We start from the raw sequence: 22907 nt of genomic DNA, 5'->3' as shown, positions 1-22907 counted from the left end.
TATCAGCTGAGCCATGGATCACATCCGCTCGAATGAGCGAACAGGAAGGGGATGAGGCATGCGCGCCGCGATCGTGGACCGGCCCGGCGAGATCCGGGTTGGGGACGTTCCCGATCCGAAGCCCGGAGAACGCCAGGTCGTCGTGAAGGTGGGGGCCTGCGGAATCTGCGGCACCGACCTGCACATCGCCGACGGGCACTTCCCGCCGACCCCGTACCCCATCGTCCCCGGGCACGAGTTCGCCGGGGAGATCGTCGAGCTCGGCGCGGACGTGCCGGCCGAGTGGAAGGTCGGCGACCGCGTGGCCGTCGACCCGTCGCTCTACTGCGGGTACTGCACGCCGTGCCGCTCCGGGCACGGGAACCTCTGCGCCAACTGGAACGCCACCGGTGACACCGTGGCCGGGGCGTTCGCCGAGTACGTGGCCGTGCCCGCCGACACCTGCCACCGGATGCCCGGCTCGATGACCTGGGAACAGGGCGCCATCGTGGAGCCGGTCTCCTGCGCCGTGCACGGCGTGCGCCGCATCGGCGTCGAGGCCGGCGAACGGTTCCTGGTGGTCGGCGCCGGCACGATGGGCCTGATCATGCAGCAGCTCCTGCAGCGCGCGGGCGCCGAAGTGACGGTGGTCGACCGCAACGCCGACCGCCTGCCGCGCGCCACCGGCCTCGGGGCCACCGCGGTGGCCGAGGACGTGTCGGCGCTCGACGGCGAGCTGTACGACGCCGCGGTCGACTGCACCGGTGCCGCTCCCGCCATCGAGTCCGCCTTCGACGCGCTGCGGCGCGGCGGCCGGCTGCTGGTGTTCGGTGTCGCGCCGGCCGAGGCGCGCGTGGCGCTCTCCCCGTTCCGCATCTACAACGACGAGATCACCATCGTCGGCTCGATGGCCGTGCTCAACAGCTACGCCACCGCCCTCGACCTGGTGGCCAAGGGCTACGTCGACACCGAGGCCCTGATCACCGACACGCTGCCGCTTGAGCAGTACCCGGACGCGCTGGCCAAGATGCGCAGCGGCTCCGGCCTGAAGATCCAGGTCCTTCCCGGAGGCAGCCGTGCGTAAACTCCTGTGCCTCCTGGCCGTTACAGCGCTGTTCGTGACGGGATGCGCCGGAGCCGGCTCGCTCGGCAACGGCGGCCGGACGCTGGTCGTGGCGATCGTGTCCAACGCGCAGATGAAGGACGCCATCTCGCTCAAGGGCGAGTTCGAGAAGAACAACCCCGGCGTGAACCTCAAGTTCGTCTCCCTGCCGGAGAACGAGGCCCGCGCGAAGATCACCGCTTCCACCGCCACCCAGGGCGGTGAGTTCGACGTCGTGATGATCAGCAACTACGAGGCCCCGCAGTGGGCGGCCAACGGCTGGCTCGAGAACCTCGAACCGCACATGAAGGCCACCCCGGGCTACGACGAGGACGACTTCATCCCGAGCATCCGGGAGTCGCTGTCCTACCGGAACCAGATGTACGCCGTGCCGTTCTACGGGGAGTCCTCCTTCGTGGTCTACCGCAAGGACCTCTTCCAGCAGGCCGGACTGAGCATGCCCGCGCACCCGACGTGGGAGCAGATCGCCGATTTCGCCGCGAAGCTCGACAACAAGCAGACCGGCGTCTCCGGCATCTGCCTGCGCGGCAAGCCCGGCTGGGGTGAGAGCCTCGCGCCGTTCACCACGGTGGCCAACACCTTCGGCGCGCAGTGGTTCGACCGGAACTGGAACGCCAAGCTGACCAGCCCGGAGTTCACCCAGGCGGCGAACTTCTACGTCGACCTGCTGCGCCGGCACGGCGAGGTCGGCGCCTCCAGCGCCGGGTTCACCGAATGCGGCACGCGCTACGCCCAGGGCAACGCCGCGATGTGGTACGACGCCACGTCGATGACCGGCACCACCGAGGACCCGTCCACCAGCCTCGTGGTCGGCAAGAACGGCTACGCCCCGGCCCCGGTCGAGAAGACGCAGGCCAGCGGCTGGCTCTACACCTGGTCGCTGGCCATCCCGAAGGTGGCCAAGGACAAGGATGACGCCTGGAAGTTCATGGCCTGGATGACCGACAAGGAGTACGCGAAGAAGGTCGGCGCCACCTACGGCTGGAACCGCGTGCCGCCGGGCACCCGCAAGTCGACCTACCAGATCCCGCAGTACAAGGAAGCGGCCAAGGCCTACGCGCAGCCGACACTGGACGGCATCGCGAACGCGAACCAGCAGAAGACCATGGTCGAGCCCGTGCCCTACCCGGGCATCCAGTTCGTCGGCATCCCGGAGTTCCAGGACCTCGGCACCCGGGTCAGCCAGCAGCTCTCGGCGGCCGTGGCCGGGCAGACCTCGGTGGCGGACGCCCTCACCCAGTCGCAGAAGTACGCCGAGACCGTGGGCAAGTCCTACCAGGAGGTGGCCGGGTGACTACCGTCTCCGTCCCCGCCGGCACCGCGCCGGCTACCGCATCCGCCCCGGCCAAGAAGGAGAAGGGCCAGTCCGGGAAGCGGCGCCTGCCGCTGCTGCCGGCGCTGGTCTTCGTCATCGCGGTCACGCAGATCCCGTTCCTGCTCACGCTGTACTACTCGTTCCAGTCCTGGAACCTGGTGCGGCCGGGCTCGCGGCACTTCGTCGGCTTCCGCAACTACCTCGACGTCTTCACCGACACCACGTTCCTCGGCGCGCTGCTCAACACCGTGGTGCTGACCGTGGTCTGCGTGCTGGTGTCGCTGCTGCTCGGGCTCGGCCTGGCGATCCTGCTGGACCGCAAGTTCGCCGGCCGCGGTTTCGTGCGGACGCTGCTGATCACGCCGTTCCTGATCCTCCCGGCGGCCGGCGCGCTGCTGTGGAAGACCACGATGTTCGACCCGACGTTCGGGCTGCTGCACTTCGTGTTCCACACCGACGTCGACTGGCTTTCGCAGTTCCCGCTGGCCGCGGTGATGGCGCAGATCGTCTGGCAGTGGACGCCGTTCATGATGCTGCTGACCCTGGCCGGTCTCCAGAGCCAGTCGAAGGAGGTGCTGGAGGCCGCCTCGGTGGACGGGGCGAGCCGCTGGCGCACCTTCTTCTCGATCACGCTGCCGCACCTTTCGCGGTTCCTGCAGCTGGCCACGCTGCTCGGCGCGATCTACATCGTGAACAGCTTCGACGCGATCTTCCTGATGACGCAGGGCGGGCCGGGCACGGCCAGCACCAACCTGCCGTTCTACATCTACCAGCGCGCGTTCGAGGGCTTCGACATCGGCCAGTCCTCGGCGATGGGCGTGGTCGTGGTCATCCTGACCATGATCGTCGCGACCTTCGCCCTGCGGCTGATGTTCCGCGCGTTCTCCGTGGACGGAGGGACGAAGTGACCACCGCAACCGCCACCGCACCCGTCGGCACCGGCTCGAAACCACCGGCGCGCAAGCCGAAGCGCCGCTTCGGCGCGGGCTCGCTGACCGTCGTCACCTGGGTGCTGGCCATCCTGTTCGTCTTCCCGCTGCTGTGGATGATCCTCACCGCGTTCAAGCAGGAGTCCGACGCCTACAGCGATCCGCCGAAGCTGTTCTTCAAGCCCACCTTCGACCAGATCGCCGGGGTGCTGGGCGGCGACTTCCTGCCCTACCTCGGCAACTCGGCCTTCGTCACGGTCATCTCGACGCTGCTGGTGCTGCTGCTGGGCATCCCGGCGGCGTACGCGCTGTCGCTGGCGCCGGTCAAGGGCACCAAGAACGCGCTGAGCTTCTTCCTCTCCACGAAGATGCTGCCGATCGTCGCGGCGATCATCCCGCTGTACGTGATCTCGCAGAACACCAACCTGCTGGACACGGTGTGGGCGCTGATCATCCTGTACACCGCGATGAACCTGCCGCTGGCGATCTGGATGATGCGCTCGTTCTTCATGGAGGTGCCGGGCGAGATGATCGAGGCGGCGCGGATCGACGGGGCGAACCTGCCGACCCTGCTGCGCAAGATCATCATGCCGGTGGTCGCGCCCGGGGTGGCCGCGACCGCGCTGATCTGCGTGATCTTCTCCTGGACGGAGTTCTTCTACGCGGTCAACCTCACCGCCGCCCGGGCCGGCACCGTGCCGGTGTTCCTGGTCGGCTTCATCACCAGCGAGGGCCTGTACTGGGCCCAGCTGTCCGCCGCCGCCCTGCTGGCCTCGCTGCCGGTGATGATCGTCGGCTGGATCGCGCAGAACCACCTGGTGCGCGGTCTTTCCATGGGCGCCGTGAAGTAAGGGAGAGACGCTGTGTCCGCTGAAGTGATCTATGACCAGGCGTCGCGGGTCTATCCCGGTAACCCGGGCGTGCGCGCCGTCGACCAGCTGAGCCTCGACGTCCCCGACGGCGAGTTCCTGGTGCTGGTGGGCCCGTCCGGCTCGGGCAAGTCCACCGCGCTGCGGATGCTGGCCGGGCTCGAGGACGTGGACGAGGGCGCCATCCGGATCGGCGACCGCGACGTCACCGACGTGGCGCCGAAGGACCGGGACATCGCCATGGTGTTCCAGTCCTACGCGCTGTACCCGCACATGACCGTGGCCGACAACATGGGCTTCGCGCTCAAGCTGCGGGGGGTGTCCAAATCGGACATCGACGCCAAGGTGGCCGAGGCCGCCGCGATGCTGGACCTGACCAAGTACCTGGAGCGCAAGCCGAAGGCGCTTTCGGGCGGCCAGCGCCAGCGGGTGGCCATGGGCCGGGCGATCGTGCGTGAGCCCAGCGTGTTCCTGATGGACGAGCCACTGTCCAACTTGGACGCGAAGCTGCGGGTGGAGACGCGCGCCAACATCGCGAAGCTCCAGCAGCGCCTGGGCACCACCACCATCTACGTGACCCACGACCAGGTCGAGGCCATGACGATGGGCGACCGGGTGGCCGTGCTCAAGGACGGCGTGCTGCAGCAGTGCGCCGCGCCGCGCGAGCTGTACGAGAACCCGACCAACGCCTTCGTCGCGGGGTTCATCGGCTCGCCGGCGATGAACCTGGCGACCCTGCCGCTGGCCGAGGGCGGGGTGCGCGTCGGCGACCTGGTGGTGCCGCTGCCGACGGCCGACCTGACCGCCGCCCGCGCCGACCACCTGTCGGAGGTGGTCTTCGGCGTCCGGCCGGAGTCGCTGCGCCTGGTCGGCGCGGCCGAAGAGGGCTTCCAGCTGGTGGTCGAGCTGGTCGAGGAGCTGGGCGCCGACGCCTACCTGCACGGCAAGGTCGGCGACGACCGGTTCGTGGTCCGCGTCGACGGCCGCACCCCGCCCCGCATCGGCGACAACGTGCGGGTGGCCCTGCGCGGCGAGGGCGAGACCCACGCATTCCACCCGGGTACGTCGCTGCGCTTGAGCTGAGGCGTTCCAGTGTCCACGCGAAGCCCACCTCGGAACACCGAGGTGGGCTTCGCGGGTTTTCAGCGGTCCTACTCCTGCAGGGAGAGGGCCTGGCTGGGGCAGACGTTGACGGCCTCACGGGCCTTGTCCACCAGTTCGCCCTCCGGTACCTCGTTCAGCACGATGACCGTGCCGTCCTCTTCGCTCTGGTCGAACAGGGCGGGCTCGGTGAGCACGCACTGGCCGGCACCGACACACTTGCCGGTGTCCGCGATGATCTTCATGACTTCCTCTTCCTGGCTCGTGGTGGGAGCACCCTGATCTCTACCAGGTCACCGGCAGCCGGTACAGCCCGTAGATCGACGCGTCCCGCTTGAACGGCAGCTCGTCGACCCCGGTGGCGAGCTTCAGCCCGGGGATCCGGCGGAACAGGGTGTCGAAGACGATCTGCAGCTCGGCCCGGGCCAGGTTCTGGCCGAGGCACTGGTGCGGGCCGAAACCGAAGGCGACGTGGTGGCGCGCGCCGCGTTCGATGTCGAGCTCGGACGGGTCATCGAAGACCCTCGGGTCCCAGTTCGCGGAGTGCCCGACCGCGAGCACGCCTTCACCCGCCCGGATGGTGACGCCGTCGATCTCGACGTCCTCGGTCGCGAAGCGCGAGGTGGCCAGGTCGACGATGGTGAAGTAGCGCAGCAGCTCCTCGATCGCGGGGAGCGTCTTGGCCGGGTCGGCCTTGATCACCTCGAGCTGGCCGGGGTGCTGCAGCAGGGCCACGGTGCTGAGCGAGATCATGTTGGCCGTGGTCTCGTGCCCGGCCAGCAGCAGCAGGAAGGCCATCCCGACCAGCGCGTCGCGGTTGTAGGTGCCCTCCGCCCGCAGCTTGACGATCTGCCGGCCCAGCAGGTCCTCGGTCGGCGCGGCCTCCTTGCCGACCACCAGCTCGCGCAGGTACGCGCGGATCCGGTCGGACGCCGCGTCGCGTTCGGCGAGGTCGAGCTCCCGCTTGAGCAGTTTCGCCGTGTCCCGCTGGAACAGGTCGTGGTCGGCGTAGGGCACGCCGAGCAGCTCGCAGATCACCAGCGAGGGCACCGGCAGCGACAGCTTGTCCACCAGGTCGACCGGTCCGGGGGAGGCGAGGATCCCGTCGATCAGCTCGTCGACGATCTCCTGGATCCGCGGCCGCAGGGAGTTCACCCGCTTGACGGTGAACTCGCCGAGCACCGCCTTGCGCGCCGGACCGTGCTGCGGCGCGTCCATGGAGATGATGGTCTTCTCGGCCTGGTTGCGGCGGAAGGGGTTGCCGCCCTTGACCAGGCTGGGGAAGTTGTCGCTGAACCGGTCGGAGGAGAAGCGCCGGTCGTTGAGCACCGCGCGGACGTCCTCGTGCCGGGTGACCAGCCAGACGTGCTTGTCGTCGGGTACCCGCACGCGGGTGATCGGCTGCTCCTCGCGGATCTGCGTGTACGCCTCGGGCGGCGCGAACGGGCTCGTGCGCGTGAGCGGGAACTCCAGTTCTTCGAGCGTGGTCATCGTTGCTCCTTCACCAGGTGACCGGCAGTTGGTACAGGCCGTAGATCAGGGCGTCGTTCTTGAACGGCAGCTCGTCCACCGAAGACGCCAGCGCCAGCGTGGGCACGCGGCGGAACAGGGTGTCGAACACCATCTGCAGCTCGGTGCGGGCCAGGTTCTGGCCGAGGCACTGGTGCGGGCCGAAGCCGAAGGCGACGTGGTGGCGCGCGCCGCGGTCGATGTCGAACCGGCCGGATTCGGCGAACGCCCCGGGGTCCCAGTTCGCGGCGTGCGCCATCACGACGACCCCCTCGCCGGCCTTGACGGTGACCCCGCCGATCTCGATGTCCTCCTTGGCCAGCCGCGTGGTGTTCTCGACGATGGAGAAGTACCGCAGCAGTTCCTCGATGGCCACGGGCGTCTTGGCCGGGTCGGCCTTGATCGCTTCGAGCTGGGCCGGGTTCTCCAGCAGGGCCATGGTGCCGAGCGAGATCATGTTGGCCGTGGTCTCGTGCCCGGCCACCAGCAGCAGGAAGGACAGGCTGGCCAGCGCCCTGCGGTCGTAGGAGCCCTCGGCGCGGCGCTTGGCGATCTGCCGGCTGATCAGGTCGTCGGCCGGCTTCTGCTCCTTCTCCGCGATCAGTCCGCTGAGGTAGTCGACCAGGTTCGCGAACGACTGGCGCCGCAGCGGCTCGCCGGTCGTGCGATTGATCAGGTGCCGGGAGTTCTCCTGGAAGAACTCGTGGTCGGAGTAGGGGACCCCGAGCATTTCGCAGATCACCAGCGAGGGCACGGGCAGGGAGAGGTGCTCGACCAGGTCCGCGGGCTTCGGCCCGGCCAGCATCGCGTCGATCAGCTCGTCGACGATCTCCTGGATCCGCGGCCGCAGCGAGCTCACCCGCTTGACGGTGAACTCGCCGAGCACCGCCTTGCGCTCCGGGCCGTGCTGCGGCGCGTCCATCGAGAGCATGTTGCGCTCGGACAGGGACTGCCGGAACTGGTTGCCGCCCTCGGCCATGATCGGGAAATCGGGGTGGAACCGGTCGGCGGAGAAGCGCGGGTCGTTGAGCACGGCCCGCACGTCCTCGTGCCGGGAGACCGCCCAGGCCCGCATCCCGTTCGGGATCCGCACGCGGTGGATCGGCGTCTGCTCCTGCACGGCCGTGTAGGGCTCGGGCAGGTCGAACGGGGACTCCCGGAAGACCGGGAGTTGTTCCAACGTGGTCACGGAGTGCTCCTCACCAGGTCACGGGCAGGCGGTGGATACCGAAGATGACGGAGTCGTGCTTGAACGGGAGGTCTTCGACCGCGGCGGCCAGCGCGAGCGTGGGGATGCGGCGGAACAGCGTGTCGAACACGATCTGCAGTTCCATCCGGGCCAGGTTCTGGCCGAGGCACTGGTGCGCGCCGAAGCCGAAGGCCACGTGGTGGCGGCCACCGCGGGCGAGGTCGAGCCGGCCCGGCTCGGGGAACTCGTCGCGGTCGAAGTTCGCGGCGTAGCTCAGGCCCAGCACGCCCTGGCCGCTCTTGATGGTGACGCCGCCGATCTCGACGTCCTCGACCGCGACGCGGGTGGTGGCGAACTCGGCGATGGTGAAGTAGCGCAGCAGCTCTTCCACCGCGTCCAGCGTCCGGCCGGGGTCGGCCTTGATCAGCGCGAGCTGCTCGGGGTGCCCCAGCAGGGCGACCGTGCCGAGCGAGATCATGTTCGCCGTGGTCTCGTGCCCGGCCAGCAGCAGCAGGAAAGCCAGCGCGACCAGGTCGTCGCGAACGTAGGTGCCGGCTTCGCGGCCCTTGCGGATCTGGCGGCCGAGCAGGTCGTCGGTGGGGGACTGCTCCTTCTTCCCGACCAGGTCGGCGAGGTAGTCGCGCAGGGCCTCGACGGTCTCCGCCCGCTCCTCCTGCGGCACGTCGAGGCGCAGGAGCCGGCTGGAGTGGGCCTGGAAGAAGTCGTGGTCGTCGTAGGGCACGCCGAGCTGTTCGCAGATCACCAGTGAAGGCACCGGCAGCGCCAGGGCCGAGACCAGGTCGGCGGGCCGGTCCCCGGCCAGCATCTCGTCGATGCTCTGGTCCACGATCTGCTGGATGCGCGGCCGCAGGTCCCGCATCCGCTTGACGGTGAACTCGCCCACGACCGCGCGGCGGGCCGGGCCGTGCACCGGCGGGTCCATGTTGATCAGGGAGGGCTCGAGCCGGCGCTGCCCCTCCTTCGGCGGCGGCGGGGGGTTCTTCTCGACGCGCGGGAACCCGGGGTTGAACCGGTTGGAGCTGAACCGCGGGTCGTTCAGCATCGCGCGCACGTCTTCGTGCTTGGTCAGCACCCAGGCCCGCTGGCCGGATTCCAGCTTGACGAACTCCGCCCGGGCCTTCTCGAATCGTGCGTAGGCCGGTGGTGGGGCGAACGGGTTCGTGCGCGTCATCGGGAAGCTGGCGAGTTCGGGTTCGGCAACTTCGGTCATGTTCGTGTCCTTTTTGGGGGATAAGAACCGGTACGGAACGTATGCGGAGGACTACATTCCGGTTCTCCGCCCACGGTACCGAAGCGGAATATGCTCGTCCACTAGCAAAGGGGTGACGAGTCACGGTCGCGGTGGGTGGAGGGCTGACCGTGCGAGAATCCGTGCTCATAGGCTGCTCGTAGGCATCGGAACGGGCTAGGCGGAAGGACGGGCCCATGAGCGCAGACCCCCAGATCCCCTTGAGGGCGGACGCGCGGCGCAACCGTGACCAGATCATCGCGGCGGCGCGGCTGATCTTCGGGGAGTACGGCCCCGAGGTGCCGATGGAGGAGATCGCCCGCGCCGCGGGAGTCGGGGTCGGCACGCTCTACCGGCGGTTCCCCGACCGGGACGCGCTGATCCGCGCGGTCGCGGTCGACAACTTCGCCCGGGTGATCGGGGACGCCCGCGAGGCCATGGCCGAGGAGCCGACGGCGTGGAAGGCGCTGGTCCGGCTGCTCTACCAGTCGGTGGAGCTGCACCTCACCATCCAGCTGTCGATCCTGTCGAAGAAGGCGCTGGAGATCCTCAAGGACGACCCGGTGATCGCCCGGCTGCGCGACGAGCTGCTGATCGAGGTCGACACCCTGGTCCGCGCCGCCCAGCAGGAGGGCGACCTGCGCCCGGACGTCGGCGCGGGCGACGTGGCGATGCTGTTCGCCCTGCTGCTGCGCCAGATGGAATCACGCCGCCCGGAGATCGCGCAGATGTCCACCGCCCGCTGCATCGCGATCATGATCGACGGCCTCCGGGCCAACCCGGGCACCCCGCTGCCGGGTCGTGCCCTGGGCCGCCACGACATCAACTGATCAGGCGATGGCCGCCGCGCTTTGGCGGCCCACGGCCGTGGTGACGAGGGGCAGCCGCGGGATCCAGGAGGCCAGGGCGGCCACGGCCGGCGGGCTGAGGATGATCTGACCGGCCCCGACGGGGGCCGCCGACCGCCGGATCCGCGACGCCCGCTCAGCCGCGATCGGATGGTGACCCCGGTCCGTCGTCACGCTCTGGGCAGCCGGCGCCTGAGCTTGAACGAGACCAGTCCTCCGCACGTGGTGGTCGCCAGCGCGACGACGATGGTGCCGACGGCGATGGCCACCGGCAACGGTGTGGAGTATTCGGAAGCGCCGAGGACCGCGGCGATGATCAGGCACCCCAGCGCGTCGCCGACGACGGTGCACAGCCACATGCCGAGCACGAGGGTCCGGACCTTCGCGGCCTGCGGGGTCCACGGCCGGCGGGCCCGGATGTGGGAGCGGGCACCGAGTGCGCCCGTTCCGGAGATGAGCAGGGCCAGGCCGCTGCAGCCGATGAAGACCAGGCTGAAGGCGAAGAACACGGTGACGCCGTGGGGTGCGGCGATACCGAACGCGCCCGCGGCCAGGCAGGCGCCCAGCCCCAACGCGATCGAGACGGCGCCCAGGGTGCCCGCGGTCCTGGCCGCGACATCGGGATCGGTGTTCCAGCGCGGTGGTGGCACGGCCGGGTACGGGTGCATCACCGCATCACGTGCCAATCGGACTTGTGCTGCATGGCGGCGACGTTCGATTTGGCCCAGTCCGAGCCGAGGTCACGGATCTTCTGGCTGATGGTGTTCTGCTCGTTGGCGATGGTGTCGGTGAGCGAGGTCACCGCGGTGACCGCGGTCGCGATCAGGGCCAACGCGATCCCGACCCCGCCGAGGAGCGCGGCGATGGCGGCCGGGATACCGACGACCGTGCACGCGGCGGCGATGGCGGCGACGGCGGCGATTCCGAACCCCACGAGGGCGAGGACGACCGTCAGCCAGAACGAGTGGATTCCGTTGCCGAGGTTGTCGAGCGACGAACGGAGCTGGTGGGCGAGGTCCTTGACCGAGTTGAGGCCATCGACCTGGGCCGGCACGGTCGCCCGGTAGGCCTCGGCCCCGCGTCCCTGCCAGTCGAGAGTGGTTTGGAGCTTGTCCGGTGAGATCGGTCCCGCGATGTCACCGACCGCGTTGCCGACTCGCCCGGCCCAGTCGGCGGCCACCTGGTGGAGCCGATCGGGGCTGCCGGTCTGACCGAAGAGCTGGTTCACACGGTCCCAGAATTCCGCGAGCTTCTCGTTGAGGGCATCGATGGCATCCTGGATGGACGAAACCATTCCGGAGAGGAAATCGGGAACCCAGCCGAGCACATCGTTGATCTTCTCGAAGAAATCTTTGATGCTCCGGTTTATGTCGTGGCACTTGTCCTGCGCCTGCCGAATCGTTGAATCGCTCATGATGGATCCTTCTCAGTGACCGCCGACATCTTTGATCCGCTGCTGGAAGTCGGCCTCGTTCTCCTCGTACATCGTGGCCGCGTTGTTCAGGGCGTCGGCGAGGCTGTGAAAATTGTCAGCGGCTTGGCGCAGGAGGTCCAGTACGGTGTTCTGCGCGTTCGCGTAGATCTTGTCGATACCCCGGTCGACCCCGTACATCGACACGTCCGCGGGGGTCAGTCCCAGCGCGCCGATCGCCTGGTGCGGGGCGCTGAGCGATTCCGCGGCTTGCTTCCAGACCCCGGCATCGGAACGCAGGGCGCCGACGGCCGTCTTCAGGTCCACCATCGTCGAGTCACGCTCCGTTCCGGGAAGGCAGACCGAGCCGGCGTACGAGGGCCTGGGGGTCGCTGACCAGTCGCAGGACTTCCGAGATGGCGTCACCCTGCGGGCCGGCGACCACGTCGGGACTCGGCGTGCTGGCGCTGTGCAACGCCCGTAGCACCTGCGCCACTTCGCTCTCTATCTCGGCTGGTCTGGCGCTTCCGGCCCACAAGGGGTCGATCGTCAGTTCCTGGATCTGCCCGCGCAGGGCCGATCCGCTCACGTGTCCACCCGAGCTCTCCCGTTCGGCCGGCCGGTCGGCCACCGCGGAGAGCCGTTCGGTGAACCGGGCGAGCTCCGCGGAAACGCTGTCGACGAGACGCTGGACGTCCGCGGCGGTCAGTGGTGACTGGTCGGGCGTACCGGCGACCGGTGCCGGCGGTGGCGCTGGGGCCGAATTCGCGACGCTGTTGTCCAAGGCGCGCATGGTCGCGGCATTGGCGGCGGCGAGCACGCTGGACTGGAGGGCCCGCGGATCGACCGAGCTGCGCCAATCGGCTTCGAGGCGAACCGATCGGACCTCGGCGCCCGGGGTCACCACGACTTCGACGATCCGGTCCGGGTCCGTGCCGGACAGGGTGTCGGCGGGGTCCGCCGCGGTACCGCCGGGCCGGGTGGACTCGTACTCCCAGTCCTCGGCCTCTTCGAAACCCCAGCGATGATCAGCATCCATCGGCGACCTCCCCGTCACATCCGGTGTCAGCACCGTAACAGAAGGCGGCGGCCGATGTGACCGTTTCGTACGGTTCGGGAGAAGGGCGAACGGCCCCGGCGGGTGGCCGGGGCCGTTCGCGCCTCAGACGCCCAGTGGGTGCCAGACGGTCTTCGCCTCCAAGTACCGGCGCAGCCGCGACAGGTCGGGCCTGGCCGTCCAGTCCGGTTCCGGATCGGGGACGGTCAGGACCCGCTTCACCGTGCCCGCGGCCTCCCGGGCCAGTTCCACGCGGTCCGCCGGGGAGGCGCCGGTCGGGTCGAGGGCGTTCACGTCGCCGTGGGAGGCCAGCCAGGGGCCCAGTTCGGCGGCGTGGCCGGTGAGGATGTTCGCGACGCCGCCGGGCAGGTCCGAGGTGGCCAGCACCTCGGACAGGGTGATCGCGGGCAGCGGCCGCCCGGCGCTGGAGACCACCACGGCGGTGGAACCCGTGGCCAGCACCGGCGCGAGCACGCTGACCAGGCCCAGCAGCGACGACTCCTGCGGCGCCAGCACGCCCACCACGCCGGTCGGCTCCGGGACGGTGAACGAGAAGTACGGGCCCGAGACCGGGTTGGCCGAGCCGAGCACGGCCGCGATCTTGTCGGTCCAGCCCGCGTACCAGACCCAGCGGTCGATGGCGGTGTCCACAAGGGACTCGGCCTGGCGGTCGGGCAGGCCCTCCGACGCCGCCACCTCGGCGGTGAACTGGCCGCGCCGTCCCTCCAGCACCTCGGCGATGCGGTAGAGCACCTGGCCGCGGTTGTAGGCGGTGGCGCCGGACCAGCCGCCGAACGCCTTGCGCGCGGCCACCACGGCGTCGCGGGCGTCCTTGCGCGACGCGTGCGCCGCGTTGGCCAGGAAGGCGCCCTTCGGATCGGTGACCGGGTACACCCGGCCGGACTCCGAACGCGGGAATTTTCCGCCGATGTAGAGCTTGTACGTCTTCGCGACGGAGATTCGCGACTGGTTCGAATCGGACACTGAGGAATCGGACACCGAGGAATCAGACACTGAGGTAGGCCTCCAGCCCGGCACGCCCGCCCTCGCGGCCGAAACCGGACTCCTGGTAACCGCCGAACGGTGCGGCGGGATCGAAGCGGTTGAAGGTGTTGGCCCAGACGACTCCGGCCCGCAACTGGTTCGCCATCCACAGGATGCGCGAGCCCTTCTCGGTCCAGATCCCGGCCGACAGCCCGTACGGGGTGTTGTTGGCCTTCGCCACGGCCTCCTCCGGAGTGCGAAAGGTCAGCACCGAAAGCACGGGCCCGAAGATCTCTTCGCGGGCGATCCGCATCGACTGGTGCACCTCGGAGAACACGGTGGGGGCGAAGAAAAAACCGCGCTCCGGCACCGGGCACGGGCTGGTCCACCGCGAAGCGCCCTCGTCGTCGCCCGATTCCACCAGCCCGCGGATCTTCGCCAGCTGCTCGGCCGAGTTGATCGCGCCGATGTCGGTGTTCTTGTCCAGCGGGTCGCCCAGGCGCAGCGTGGAGACCCGGTAGCGCAGCTTCTCCAGCACCTCCTCGGCCACCGACTCCTGCACCAGCAGCCGCGAGCCCGCGCAGCAGACGTGGCCCTGGTTGAAGAAGATCCCGTTGACGATCCCCTCCACCGCCTGGTCCAGCGGCGCGTCGTCGAACACCACGTTCGCCGCCTTGCCGCCCAGCTCCAGGGTCAGCTTCTTGCGGGTGCCGGCCACCGTGCGCTGGATCAGCTTGCCGACCTCGGTCGAGCCGGTGAAGGCGATCTTGTCGATGTCGGCGTGCTCCACGATGGCCGCCCCGATGTCGCCGGCGCCGGGCAGGATGTTGACCACGCCCGGCGGCAGCTCCGCCTGCTGGCAGATCTCGGCGAACACCAGCGCGGTCAGCGGCGTGGTCTCGGCCGGCTTGAGCACCACGGTGTTGCCGGTGGCCAGCGCCGGGGCGATCTTCCAGGCCAGCATCAGCAGCGGGAAGTTCCACGGGATGACCTGGCCGGCCACGCCGAGGGCCTTCGGGTCCGGACCGAAACCGGCGTGGTCGAGCTTGTCGGCCCAGCCCGCGTGGTAGAAGAAGTGCGCGGCGGCGGTCGGCACGTCGGAGTCGCGCGACTCCTTGATCGGCTTGCCGTTGTCCAGCGACTCCAGCACCGCCAGCTCGCGCGAGCGCTCCTGGATCAGCCGGGCGATGCGGAACAGGTACTTGGCCCGCTCCCGGCCCGGCAGCTTCGACCAGACCGAGGTGTAGGCCGTGCGCGCGGCCCGCACCGCGGTGTCCACATCGGACACCGACGCGGTGCCGACCTCGGCCAGAACCTCCTCGGTGGCCGGGTTGATCGTCTTGAGCGGCTCACCGGAGCCGTCCACGAACTCCCCGCCGATGAACGGCCGGTAGCGGTCCTTGAGGTTGGCCAGCGCGCGCGATTCGGGCGCGGGGGCGTATTCGAAGATGCCCATGTTCAGTCCACCGTGACGTAGTCGGGGCCGCTGTAGTGGCCGTCCACCTGGGTGCGCCGCTGGAGCAGCAGGTCGTTGAGCAGGCTGGAGGCGCCGAAGCGGAACAGGTCCGGGGTCAGCCAGGCCTCGCCGGCCACCTCGTGCACCGCCACCAGGTACTTGATCGCGTCCTTGGTGGTCCGGATGCCGCCCGCGGGCTTGACCCCGCGCAGCTCGCCGGTCTGGACGTGCCAGTCGTGCACCGCCTGCAGCATCACGTGGGTGACGGGCAGCGTCGCGGCCGGGGCGACCTTGCCGGTGGAGGTCTTGATGAAATCGCCCCCGGCCAGCAGGGCCAGCCAGCCCGCGCGGCGGACGTTGTCGTAAGTGGCCAGCTCGCCGGTCTCGAGGATCACCTTGAGGTGGGCCTCGCCGCAGGCCGCCTTGATCGCGCGGATCTCCTCGAACACGCTCATGTAGCGGCCTTCGAGGAAGGCACCGCGGTCGATCACCATGTCGACCTCGTGCGCGCCCGCCGCCACGGCCAGCCGCGTGTCGGCCAGCTTCACCTCGCGGCTGGTGCGCCCGGCCGGGAAGCCGGTGGCGACGCTGGCCACGTGCACCCCGCTGGAGCCGAGCGCCTCGACGGCGGCCTCGACCAGGTCCGGGTACACGCACACCGCGGCCACCCGCGGGCAGTCCTGCCGCTCCGGGTCCGGCCGCACGGCCTTGGCCGCGAGCCCGCGGACCTTGCCGCGGGTGTCGGCGCCCTCGAGCGTGGTCAGGTCGACCATCGAGATGGCGGTGTCGATCGCCCAGCGCTTGGCGTCCTTCTTGATCGAGCGGGTGGCCAGGGCCGCCGCGCGCTGCTCGACCCCGACCTGGTCGACGCCGGGCAGCCCGTGGAGGAACCGCCGCAGGCTCGCCTCGTCGCGGGTCACGTCCGCCAGCGGCGCCGGGGTGGCCGGCGTCGCTGACGAGCTGGTGGTAGCTGTCATACGGGTGAGTGTAGGTGGGCCCGGGCGGGGAGCGGGACGAACAGGAAGCCGCGGGGCGGAAGGTGCGGCCCGGGCGCCGCTCCGGTGGCTCCCGGCTCAGCGTTCGAGCTGCGGGTCCTCGCGTTCGGCCGGCTTGCGGTGGACGACCACGCCGCCCCAGAAGGCGAGGCCGTTGACGGTCACGGTCGGCGCGGTCGGCGGCGCGGGCCGGGCGCCGGACTGGTCCTCCAGCGTGAATCCGCCCATCACGCCGATGCCGGTGACCTCGACGTGGATGTCGTCGGGCACGGTGATCTCGACGCCGCCCATGATCGCCACGGCGGTGATGGTCGAGTGCTTCTCCGCGAACCGGGCCGCGCGCAGGTCGATCTCGGCGCCGCCCCAGAACGCGACGCTGGTGTGCTGGGCCGGGAGCACCCAGCTGCCCTTGCGCTGGGCGCCGGCCATCACGGCCACCGACAGCGTCGACCCCGGGTGACCGCCGACGCGGCTGTCCGGCAGGCCCAGCGCCCGGGTCATGGCGGGCTCGAGCGCGGTGGACGGCGTGGCGCCGACCGGCAGATCGGCGGTCACCGGTTTCAGCTCGCCCACCGTCTTCGCCGCGTACACGGTGGTCAGCCGTTCTTCGAGCTCGGTGATCGTGATGCGGCCTTCGGCCAGCGCGTGGTGCAGCACCTGCGCGATCTGCTCGCGGTCGGCGTCGGACGCCCGCAGCTGGTCGGGTCCGGGAAGGGCTGGGTCTTGACTCACCCGGCGGAGCCTAGCCCCCGGCGCGCGCCCCCGGTGTCCGTCGAACGGCGGACAGGGGGCCAGAATGACCCGATGGCATCCGCGCTGGTGGGGACCCTCGTGCTGCCGGACGGCGCCGAACTGCGCGGGCGTGGCCTCGGCCGGCCGAAACCCGGGGGCCCGGACCCGGAATACGGCCTCTACCTCGGCTCCGACCGCCTGCGTCGCCGGCACGACCCCGCGCTCGATTGGGACCACGACTGGATCCGCTGGCCCGATTTCCTGTTACCCCTGGACTGGTCCCGGGCGCGGAGCCGGATTCTGGGGTTGCACTCCCGGGCCCTGGCGGGGGAGGCCGTGGAAGTGGCCTGTCACGGCGGCGTCGGGCGGACCGGCACGGTGCTGGCCTGCCTGGCCACCGCGGCCGGGCTGGCCCCGGGCGAAGCCGTGGCGTGGGTGCGGGAGCACCACGACCACCGCGCGGTGGAGACGGCCTGGCAACGGCGCTGGGTGCGCTGGTTCGCCACGTCCGGCTCGTGAGGGGCGGGGGCCGGCCGGAAGGGGTCACAGCCAGTCGCGAGCCGGGGTGGCCAGCTAAGTTGTGCGGCATGGATGTGCACGTCGTCGACCACCCGCTGGCCAAGGCCCGCCTCTCCACGATGCGCGACGCGCGCACGGACAGCGCCGCGTTCCGGGCCGCGCTGCACGAGCTGACCGTGATGCTCGTGTACGAAGCCACGCGCAACGCGCCGGTGCGCACGGAGCGCATCCACACGCCGGTCGCGCGCACCGAGGCGTACCGGCTGGCGAGCCCGCCGTTGCTGGTCCCGGTGCTGCGCGCGGGGCTCGGCATGGCCGATCAGGCGCACAAGCTGATCCCCGACGCGCAGATGGGCTTCGTCGGCCTGGCGCGCGACGAGGAGACCCTGAAGCCGACGCCGTACCTGGAATCGCTGCCGGAGTCGCTGGCCGACCGGCCCGTGCTGGTCCTCGACCCGATGCTGGCCACCGGCGGCTCGATGGAGTACACCATCCGCCTGCTGACCGGCCGCGGCGCCACCGACGTCACGGCGATCTGCGCGCTGGCCGCCCCCGAGGGCCTCGCCCACCTGGAGCGGACCGGCCTGCCGGTCCGCGTGGTCACCGCGAGCATCGACGAGCGGCTCAACGACTCCGGTTTCATCGTCCCCGGACTGGGCGACGCGGGCGACCGGCAGTACGGCGCGGTCTAGGCCGGTCTCACCACACTCGCCCGCACCGGCCGCGGCACCGGCTCGCGGGCAGGCTCGCCGGTCGGGCTGGTCACCGGCCCGAGCCCGCCGGAGCGAGCCAGCCCGACGCGGCGGCGCGCAACACCTGCTCGTACGCGCCGCCCGCGGTGAACTCCTCCGGCAGGTTCCCGGCCAGCTCCAGCGAGACCAGTCCGTGCGCGAGGCCCCAGGCGCCGACCGTGATCACCTCCGGTGCGACGGCCGCGAACTGCCCGGAGGCCACACCCCCGGCGGCCACCTCCGCCAGGGGCCGCCGGGCGGCGCGGGCGAACTCGTCCGCCTCCGGGCCGGGCTCGAAACCGGGGACGGACCGGGTGAACATGATCGCGTACAGGTGCGGGTCGGCCTGCGCGCCGGCGCGGTGGCCGACGCCGAGGCGGACCAGGTCCTCCACGGCGTCGCCGGAGCGCTCCACCGCCGCCAGCCGCTCACCGAACCGGCGGAAGCCCTCCACGAACAGGGCGTTCACCAGGTCGGGCTTGCTGCCGAAGAGCGAGTAGACGGCGGTGGTGGACGTACCCGCGCCGGCCGCCAGCTTGCGCAGGGAGAGCGCCCGGGGGCCGTCGGCCGAGATCAGCTCGCCGGCCCGGTCGAGCAGCTTCAGCCGGAGCGCTGCGTCGTGCGTGCGGGGGCGGGGCATGCACCCCACGGTAACGCGACGCTGTTACGGATGCCGTCCCTCAGCAGCGCACGGGCGTCGCGTGCCCGGGGTCGAGCGCGTTGCCGACCAGTCCGTACACCGTCTTCGAATAGCTCAGCCCCGCGTGATCGGCGAAATCGGCCGGGCAGGTGTCCTGCAGCCACAGGTTGTGCACGCCGGGCTCGTCGATGAACGCGGCCGGCCCGGCCGGGGTGACCACGAACTCGTTGTGCGTCTCGATCACCGTGTAGTCCACATCGGACTGGGCGATCGGGCCGGCGCCGACCGCGCGCACCACCGGTGAGCCGGTGATCTGGTCGGCGCAGGCCGGGCACGCGGCGCCGACCAGAGCCTCGCCGCCCGGGAAGGCCTTGGCCAGGTAGGCCAGCCCGAGCAGGGTGGTGCCGTGGGTGGTCGGCGAGAGCCCGACGAAGCTGTGCACCTTCGCCGCCCCGCCGAGCAGCTTCAGGTAGTACTCGCCGATCAGCCCGCCCTGCGAGTGACCGACGAGGTCCACCTTCGCCGCCCCGGTTTCCGCCCGGACCCGGTCGACGAAGGCACTGATCTGCTTCGCCGATTCCGGCACCCGTCCGACGGTCTGGATCACCGATTTCGGAGCACCCCCGATCGGCGTGCTGTAAACGCAGTAGCCGGCGTTCGCGAGGGTCGGGCCGAGGCCGGCCCAGTCGTCGGTCATGTTCCCGAAGGTGCCGGTGATCAGCACGACCGGGCGGGGGTGCGCGGCGCTGGGCTCGCACGAGGCCACGTTGACCCCGGGCGGCGGCGCGGACGGGTCGTTCAGGGACTGGACGATCCCGCTGGCCAGGTTCGGCGTCACCGGGTACCGGGCCGCCGCGTCGGCCGGAACGGCGAGCGCGGCCAGGGAAAAGGCCGCGAGGAGCGCGGGGAAACCACGTCGGAAATGCTTCGAGGACATCGTCGGCCTCCAAAAGCCATTATCTGAATAACTCGTGTTTCAGACTTGACCACGGAAGGTAGCCCCTTGGACACGCCAGGACAAGGCTCACTCTCCGGTGAATCGATCCACCACTAGGCTGGCGCCGTGACCCAGCCCGGACCCCGCGGTCGTTACGCCGGCCGCACCGCCACCGAACGCCGTGCCGAGCGGCGGGAGCGGCTGATGGCCGCGGGGCTGGAGCTGTTCGGGACCGAGGGCTACGCGACGGCGACCGTCGGACGGGTCTGCCGGGCGGCGAACCTGTCCACCCGCCAGTACTACGAGGAGTTCGCCGACCGCGAGGCCCTGCTGATCGCGGTGTACGACGAGGTCAACGCCGAGGCGACGGCCGCGGTGGGCGACGCGCTGGCCGGGGTCGAGGGCCAGCCCCTAGCGACCCGGGTCCGGGTCGCGCTGACCGCGTACGCGCTGAGCACCGCGGCCGACCTCCGTCGCGCGCGGGTCGCGTACGTGGAGATCATCGGGGTGAACGCGGCGGTCGAGGCGCACCGGATGGCCACGCGCTCACGCTGGGCCGGGCTGATCCGGGGACTGCTCGGCACGGGCGTCGCGGCCGGCGAGATCCCCAGCCGCGACTACCGGCTGGCCGCGAGCGCCTACATCGGCGCGGTCAACGGTCTGCTCCAGGACTGGTGCGCCGCCGCGGACCGGGCGCCGCTGGCCGACGTGGTCGACGAGCTGTCCCGGATCTCGGCCGCCCTCACCGGCTGAAGTGGCCTGGTCACGGATTTGACCTGGAGTGCACTCCAGGTCGTAGTGTCGAGGACATGAGCTACTCGATAGCGGAAGCCGCACGACGTAGCGGCCTGTCGATCGACACCCTCCGGTACTACGAGCGGATCAAGCTCGTCGACCCGCCGGCCCGCGACGGCGCGGGGCGCCGCGCGTACTCCGACGAAGACCTGAACTGGCTGGGGTTCCTGACCAAGCTCCGGCTCACCGGCATGCCGATCAAGAGCATGCGCGAATACGCCTCGCTGCGCCGCCACGGCGTGGCCAGCGCCGGGCGGCGCAAGTCGATCCTGGTCGAGCAGCGCCAGTCGGTGGCCGACCGGATCACCGAGCTCCAGGGCTGCCTGGACATCCTGGACTACAAGATCAGTCACTACGACCAGATCGACCGCAAGGCGCTGGGCCTGCGGTCGGCCGTGGAGGAGATGTCCGCGTGATCGGCCAGAGGAAGCTCGGCGAGCTGGAAGTCGGCGCCCAGGGCCTGGGCTGCATGGGCATGAGCCAGGCCTACGGCGTGCGTGACAGCGACGAAGAGTCGGTCGCCACCATCCACCGGGCGCTGGAGCTGGGCGTCACCCTGCTCGACACCGCCAACGTGTACGGCGACGGGGTCAACGAGGAACTGGTCGGCCGCGCGATCGCCGGCCGCCGCGACCAGGTGGTGCTGGCGACGAAGTTCGGCATCGTCCGGACCGAGGGCGGGATGGGCGCCCGCGGCGACGCGGCGTACGTGGAGCAGAGCTGCGACGAATCCCTGCGGCGGCTCGGGGTGGACCACATCGACCTCTACTACCAGCACCGGGTCGATCCCGACGTGCCGATCGAAGAGACCTGGGGCGCGCTCGCGGAGCTCGTGCGGGCCGGGAAGATCCGGTACGCGGGGATCTCCGAGGCCGGCGCCGCGACCATCCGGCGCGCCCACGCCGTGCACCCGGTGACCGCGCTGCAGAGCGAGTGGTCGCTGTGGACCCGCGGGATCGAGGACGAGATCCTCGGCACCTGCCGTGAGCTGGGCATCGGGCTGGTGCCGTTCTCCCCGCTCGGCCGCGGTTTCCTGACCGGCCAGGTCACCTCGCTCGAGGAGCTGCCCGAGGACGACATGCGCCGCACCATGCCGCGGTTCGCCGAGGGGAACTTCGACCAGAACCTGGCCATCGTGGAGGCGTTGCGCGCGCTGGCGGCGGAGAAGGACGTGACGGCGGGGCAGCTCGCGCTGGCTTGGGTGCAGGCCCAGGGTGACGACGTGGTGCCGATCCCGGGTACGAAGCGGCGGAAGTACCTGGAGGAGAACGTCGCGGCGGTGGCGCTGGAGCTGTCCACTGAGGACATCGCCGCGATCGAGCGGGTTTCGCCGCAGAGCGCCATCGCCGGGGCGCGTTATCCCGAGCAGCTCGCGCGCATCGCCGGGAAGTAACGGTTTTCGACAGCACGGTTTTCGGTAGCACAGGAAAGAAGGACATGACGGGATCGACGCTGCCCACCCGCCGGCTCGGCGGGCTGGAGGTCGGCGCCCAGGGCCTCGGCTGCCTGGGCATGAGCGAATTCTACGGCGAGGGCGACGACACCGAGTCGACGGCCACCATCCACCGCGCGCTGGAGCTGGGCGTCACCCTGCTCGACACCTCGGACATGTACGGGATCGGCCACAACGAGGAGCTGGTCGGCCGGGCCATCGCCGACCGGCGTGAGCGGGTGGTGCTGGCCACCAAGTTCGGCGTCGTGCGCGACCCGGAGGACCCGGACGCGCGGGGTGTGCGCGGCGACGCCGAGCACGTGCGGGCCTCGGTGGAGAAATCGTTGCGGCGGCTGGACATCGACCACATCGACCTGTACTACCAGCACCGGGTCGATCCCGAGGTGCCGATCGAGGACACCGTGGGCGCGATGGCGGAGCTGGTGGAGGAGGGCAAGGTCCGCCACCTCGGGCTGTCGGAGGCGGGCGAGGAGACCATCCGGCGCGCGCACGCCGTGCACCCGATCACCGCCGTGCAGACGGAGTGGTCGCTGTGGTCCCGGGACATCGAGGCGGCCGTGGTCCCGGTGTGCCGGGAGCTGGGCATCGGCCTGGTGCCGTATTCGCCGCTCGGGCGCGGACTCCTGACCGGCCGGTTCACCTCGAAGGAGGACTTCCCCGAGGGCGATTTCCGCACGGCGAACCAGCCGCGCTTCGCCGAGGGCAACCTGGAGAAGAACCTGGTCATCGTGGAGGCGTTGCGCGCGTTGGCGGCGGAGAGGGGCGTGACGGCGGGGCAGCTCGCGCTGGCTTGGGTGCAGGCCCAGGGTGACGACGTGGTGCCGATCCCGGGTACGAAGCGGCGGAAGTACCTGGAGGAGAACGTCGCGGCGGTGGCGCTGGATCTGTCCACTGAGGACATCGCCGCGATCGAGGCCGCGTTCCCGGCCGACGCGGTGGCGGGCCCCCGTTACCCCGAGGCCGTCATGCGGGGGCTCTCCCGCTGAACCGCTGCCGAGGGTCTGCGTCCGTCCCGGCCACCGGGACGGGCGCGGGCCCTCTGAGCCTTTTCTGAGATCTCCGGTCCAGGCTGAACCCGATCGGGTG

26 protein-coding genes are annotated in these 22907 nt (G+C 70.4%); 12 read left to right on the top strand and 14 right to left on the bottom strand.

Going from position 1 to position 22907, the window contains the following annotated elements; genetic code table 11:
* Nucleotides 1-58 precede the first annotated feature (58 nt).
* From NYF13_RS01435 to NYF13_RS01415, 5 genes are all read left to right on the top strand, one after another.
* Nucleotides 59-1063, top strand: a complete 1005-nt coding sequence (locus NYF13_RS01435; protein WP_315653665.1) for a zinc-dependent alcohol dehydrogenase family protein — start codon at nt 59-61, stop codon at nt 1061-1063.
* On the top strand, nt 1056-2396 hold the full coding sequence (locus NYF13_RS01430) for a sugar ABC transporter substrate-binding protein (RefSeq protein ID WP_315653664.1): 1341 nt from the start codon (nt 1056-1058) through the stop codon (nt 2394-2396). The genes NYF13_RS01435 and NYF13_RS01430 overlap by 8 nt, the downstream gene beginning before the upstream one ends.
* Complete coding sequence (locus tag NYF13_RS01425; protein WP_396286340.1) at nt 2393-3325, top strand: carbohydrate ABC transporter permease; 933 nt, start codon at nt 2393-2395, stop codon at nt 3323-3325. The genes NYF13_RS01430 and NYF13_RS01425 overlap by 4 nt, the downstream gene beginning before the upstream one ends.
* Nucleotides 3326-3408: 83 nt before the next feature.
* Entirely contained in the window at nt 3409-4197 is a 789-nt protein-coding gene (locus NYF13_RS01420) for a carbohydrate ABC transporter permease (RefSeq protein WP_315657137.1), read from the top strand.
* Between the two features lie 12 nt (nt 4198-4209).
* A complete protein-coding gene (locus NYF13_RS01415) occupies nt 4210-5298 on the top strand; it encodes a sn-glycerol-3-phosphate ABC transporter ATP-binding protein UgpC (RefSeq protein ID WP_315653663.1) in 1089 nt (362 codons plus the stop codon).
* A 68-nt stretch (nt 5299-5366) separates the two neighbouring features.
* Here the strand turns inward: NYF13_RS01415 and NYF13_RS01410 are convergent, their stop codons facing one another.
* Genes NYF13_RS01410 through NYF13_RS01395 form a run of 4 tightly spaced genes read right to left on the bottom strand, consistent with a single transcriptional unit; the run spans nt 5367 to nt 9245 of the window.
* A complete protein-coding gene (locus tag NYF13_RS01410) occupies nt 5367-5561 on the bottom strand; it encodes a 4Fe-4S domain-containing protein (RefSeq protein ID WP_315653662.1) in 195 nt (64 codons plus the stop codon).
* A gap of 40 nt (nt 5562-5601) precedes the next feature.
* Nucleotides 5602-6807, bottom strand: coding sequence for a cytochrome P450 (locus tag NYF13_RS01405; RefSeq protein WP_315653661.1), 1206 nt, complete (start codon nt 6805-6807; stop codon nt 5602-5604).
* Between the two features lie 10 nt (nt 6808-6817).
* A complete protein-coding gene (locus tag NYF13_RS01400; protein ID WP_315653660.1) occupies nt 6818-8014 on the bottom strand; it encodes a cytochrome P450 in 1197 nt (398 codons plus the stop codon).
* 10 nt (nt 8015-8024) lie between these two features.
* Nucleotides 8025-9245 (bottom strand): cytochrome P450, encoded by a 1221-nt coding sequence (locus tag NYF13_RS01395; RefSeq protein ID WP_315653659.1) that lies wholly within the window; start codon nt 9243-9245, stop codon nt 8025-8027.
* A 215-nt stretch (nt 9246-9460) separates the two neighbouring features.
* On the opposite strand from NYF13_RS01395, the gene NYF13_RS01390 reads away from it, so the two are divergent.
* Entirely contained in the window at nt 9461-10093 is a 633-nt protein-coding gene (locus NYF13_RS01390) for a helix-turn-helix domain-containing protein (RefSeq protein ID WP_315653658.1), read from the top strand.
* Nucleotides 10094-10281: 188 nt separating this feature from the next.
* Here NYF13_RS01390 and NYF13_RS01385 read toward each other — a convergent pair whose 3' ends face one another.
* From NYF13_RS01385 to NYF13_RS01350, 8 genes are all read right to left on the bottom strand, one after another.
* On the bottom strand, nt 10282-10779 hold the full coding sequence (locus NYF13_RS01385) for a hypothetical protein (RefSeq protein WP_315653657.1): 498 nt from the start codon (nt 10777-10779) through the stop codon (nt 10282-10284).
* Nucleotides 10779-11525: a hypothetical protein gene (locus NYF13_RS01380; RefSeq protein ID WP_315653656.1), complete on the bottom strand. Its 747-nt coding sequence runs from the start codon at nt 11523-11525 to the stop codon at nt 10779-10781. The genes NYF13_RS01385 and NYF13_RS01380 overlap by 1 nt, the downstream gene beginning before the upstream one ends.
* Before the next feature lie 12 nt (nt 11526-11537).
* The gene (locus NYF13_RS01375) at nt 11538-11852 is read right to left on the bottom strand and encodes a hypothetical protein (protein ID WP_315653655.1); all 315 of its coding nucleotides are present in this window, start codon (nt 11850-11852) and stop codon (nt 11538-11540) included.
* A gap of 7 nt (nt 11853-11859) precedes the next feature.
* Nucleotides 11860-12561: a hypothetical protein gene (locus NYF13_RS01370; protein WP_315653654.1), complete on the bottom strand. Its 702-nt coding sequence runs from the start codon at nt 12559-12561 to the stop codon at nt 11860-11862.
* Between the two features lie 123 nt (nt 12562-12684).
* A complete protein-coding gene (locus NYF13_RS01365) occupies nt 12685-13578 on the bottom strand; it encodes an aldehyde dehydrogenase family protein (protein WP_315653653.1) in 894 nt (297 codons plus the stop codon).
* A 7-nt stretch (nt 13579-13585) separates the two neighbouring features.
* A complete protein-coding gene (locus tag NYF13_RS01360) occupies nt 13586-15019 on the bottom strand; it encodes an aldehyde dehydrogenase family protein (RefSeq protein WP_315653652.1) in 1434 nt (477 codons plus the stop codon).
* Between the two features lie 2 nt (nt 15020-15021).
* A complete protein-coding gene (deoC, locus tag NYF13_RS01355; protein WP_315653651.1) occupies nt 15022-15996 on the bottom strand; it encodes a deoxyribose-phosphate aldolase in 975 nt (324 codons plus the stop codon).
* Nucleotides 15997-16092: 96 nt separating this feature from the next.
* Complete coding sequence (locus tag NYF13_RS01350) at nt 16093-16746, bottom strand: DUF1707 domain-containing protein (RefSeq protein WP_315653650.1); 654 nt, start codon at nt 16744-16746, stop codon at nt 16093-16095.
* Nucleotides 16747-16818: 72 nt separating this feature from the next.
* On the opposite strand from NYF13_RS01350, the gene NYF13_RS01345 reads away from it, so the two are divergent.
* Both NYF13_RS01345 and upp read left to right on the top strand, forming a co-directional pair.
* Complete coding sequence (locus NYF13_RS01345) at nt 16819-17265, top strand: protein tyrosine phosphatase (RefSeq protein WP_315653649.1); 447 nt, start codon at nt 16819-16821, stop codon at nt 17263-17265.
* 68 nt (nt 17266-17333) lie between these two features.
* Entirely contained in the window at nt 17334-17957 is a 624-nt protein-coding gene (gene upp, locus NYF13_RS01340) for a uracil phosphoribosyltransferase (RefSeq protein WP_315653648.1), read from the top strand.
* A gap of 70 nt (nt 17958-18027) precedes the next feature.
* On the opposite strand, the gene NYF13_RS01335 is transcribed toward upp, so the two are convergent.
* Nucleotides 18028-18636, bottom strand: coding sequence for a TetR/AcrR family transcriptional regulator (locus NYF13_RS01335; RefSeq protein ID WP_315653647.1), 609 nt, complete (start codon nt 18634-18636; stop codon nt 18028-18030).
* 40 nt (nt 18637-18676) lie between these two features.
* Nucleotides 18677-19573 carry an alpha/beta fold hydrolase gene (locus NYF13_RS01330; protein ID WP_315653646.1) on the bottom strand — a complete coding sequence of 299 codons (897 nt, stop codon included), beginning with the start codon at nt 19571-19573 and terminating at the stop codon, nt 18677-18679.
* A gap of 126 nt (nt 19574-19699) precedes the next feature.
* On the opposite strand from NYF13_RS01330, the gene NYF13_RS01325 reads away from it, so the two are divergent.
* The 4 genes from NYF13_RS01325 to NYF13_RS01310 are packed head-to-tail and all read left to right on the top strand — an operon-like array spanning nt 19700 to nt 22807.
* Entirely contained in the window at nt 19700-20326 is a 627-nt protein-coding gene (locus tag NYF13_RS01325; protein WP_315653645.1) for a TetR/AcrR family transcriptional regulator, read from the top strand.
* Nucleotides 20327-20382: 56 nt separating this feature from the next.
* Nucleotides 20383-20784, top strand: a complete 402-nt coding sequence (locus tag NYF13_RS01320; protein WP_315653644.1) for a MerR family transcriptional regulator — start codon at nt 20383-20385, stop codon at nt 20782-20784.
* Nucleotides 20781-21761: an aldo/keto reductase gene (locus NYF13_RS01315; protein WP_315653643.1), complete on the top strand. Its 981-nt coding sequence runs from the start codon at nt 20781-20783 to the stop codon at nt 21759-21761. Before NYF13_RS01320 ends, NYF13_RS01315 begins: the two co-directional genes overlap by 4 nt.
* A 44-nt stretch (nt 21762-21805) precedes the next feature.
* Nucleotides 21806-22807 (top strand): aldo/keto reductase, encoded by a 1002-nt coding sequence (locus tag NYF13_RS01310; RefSeq protein WP_315653642.1) that lies wholly within the window; start codon nt 21806-21808, stop codon nt 22805-22807.
* Nucleotides 22808-22907 lie beyond the last annotated feature (100 nt).

The sequence above is a fragment of the Amycolatopsis sp. PS_44_ISF1 genome, assembly GCF_032335455.1.
Classification (GTDB): Bacteria; Actinomycetota; Actinomycetes; order Mycobacteriales; family Pseudonocardiaceae; genus Amycolatopsis.
The sequence above is the reverse complement of the archived record's forward strand: the minus strand, read 5'-3'. Positions and strand labels throughout refer to the sequence as shown.

Coding starts and splice junctions, on each gene's coding strand:
- NYF13_RS01375 (WP_315653655.1), bottom strand. CDS start 11,852: ATGGTGGACCTGAAGACGGCCGTCGGCGCCCTGCGTTCCGATGCCGGG.
- upp (WP_315653648.1), top strand. CDS start 17,334: ATGGATGTGCACGTCGTCGACCACCCGCTGGCCAAGGCCCGCCTCTCC.
- NYF13_RS01395 (WP_315653659.1), bottom strand. CDS start 9,245: ATGACCGAAGTTGCCGAACCCGAACTCGCCAGCTTCCCGATGACGCGC.
- NYF13_RS01335 (WP_315653647.1), bottom strand. CDS start 18,636: ATGCCCCGCCCCCGCACGCACGACGCAGCGCTCCGGCTGAAGCTGCTC.
- NYF13_RS01370 (WP_315653654.1), bottom strand. CDS start 12,561: ATGGATGCTGATCATCGCTGGGGTTTCGAAGAGGCCGAGGACTGGGAG.
- NYF13_RS01310 (WP_315653642.1), top strand. CDS start 21,806: ATGACGGGATCGACGCTGCCCACCCGCCGGCTCGGCGGGCTGGAGGTC.
- NYF13_RS01435 (WP_315653665.1), top strand. CDS start 59: ATGCGCGCCGCGATCGTGGACCGGCCCGGCGAGATCCGGGTTGGGGAC.
- NYF13_RS01360 (WP_315653652.1), bottom strand. CDS start 15,019: ATGGGCATCTTCGAATACGCCCCCGCGCCCGAATCGCGCGCGCTGGCC.
- NYF13_RS01330 (WP_315653646.1), bottom strand. CDS start 19,573: ATGTCCTCGAAGCATTTCCGACGTGGTTTCCCCGCGCTCCTCGCGGCC.
- deoC (WP_315653651.1), bottom strand. CDS start 15,996: ATGACAGCTACCACCAGCTCGTCAGCGACGCCGGCCACCCCGGCGCCG.
- NYF13_RS01385 (WP_315653657.1), bottom strand. CDS start 10,779: ATGCACCCGTACCCGGCCGTGCCACCACCGCGCTGGAACACCGATCCC.
- NYF13_RS01380 (WP_315653656.1), bottom strand. CDS start 11,525: ATGAGCGATTCAACGATTCGGCAGGCGCAGGACAAGTGCCACGACATA.
- NYF13_RS01405 (WP_315653661.1), bottom strand. CDS start 6,807: ATGACCACGCTCGAAGAACTGGAGTTCCCGCTCACGCGCACGAGCCCG.
- NYF13_RS01320 (WP_315653644.1), top strand. CDS start 20,383: ATGAGCTACTCGATAGCGGAAGCCGCACGACGTAGCGGCCTGTCGATC.
- NYF13_RS01390 (WP_315653658.1), top strand. CDS start 9,461: ATGAGCGCAGACCCCCAGATCCCCTTGAGGGCGGACGCGCGGCGCAAC.
- NYF13_RS01345 (WP_315653649.1), top strand. CDS start 16,819: ATGGCATCCGCGCTGGTGGGGACCCTCGTGCTGCCGGACGGCGCCGAA.
- NYF13_RS01410 (WP_315653662.1), bottom strand. CDS start 5,561: ATGAAGATCATCGCGGACACCGGCAAGTGTGTCGGTGCCGGCCAGTGC.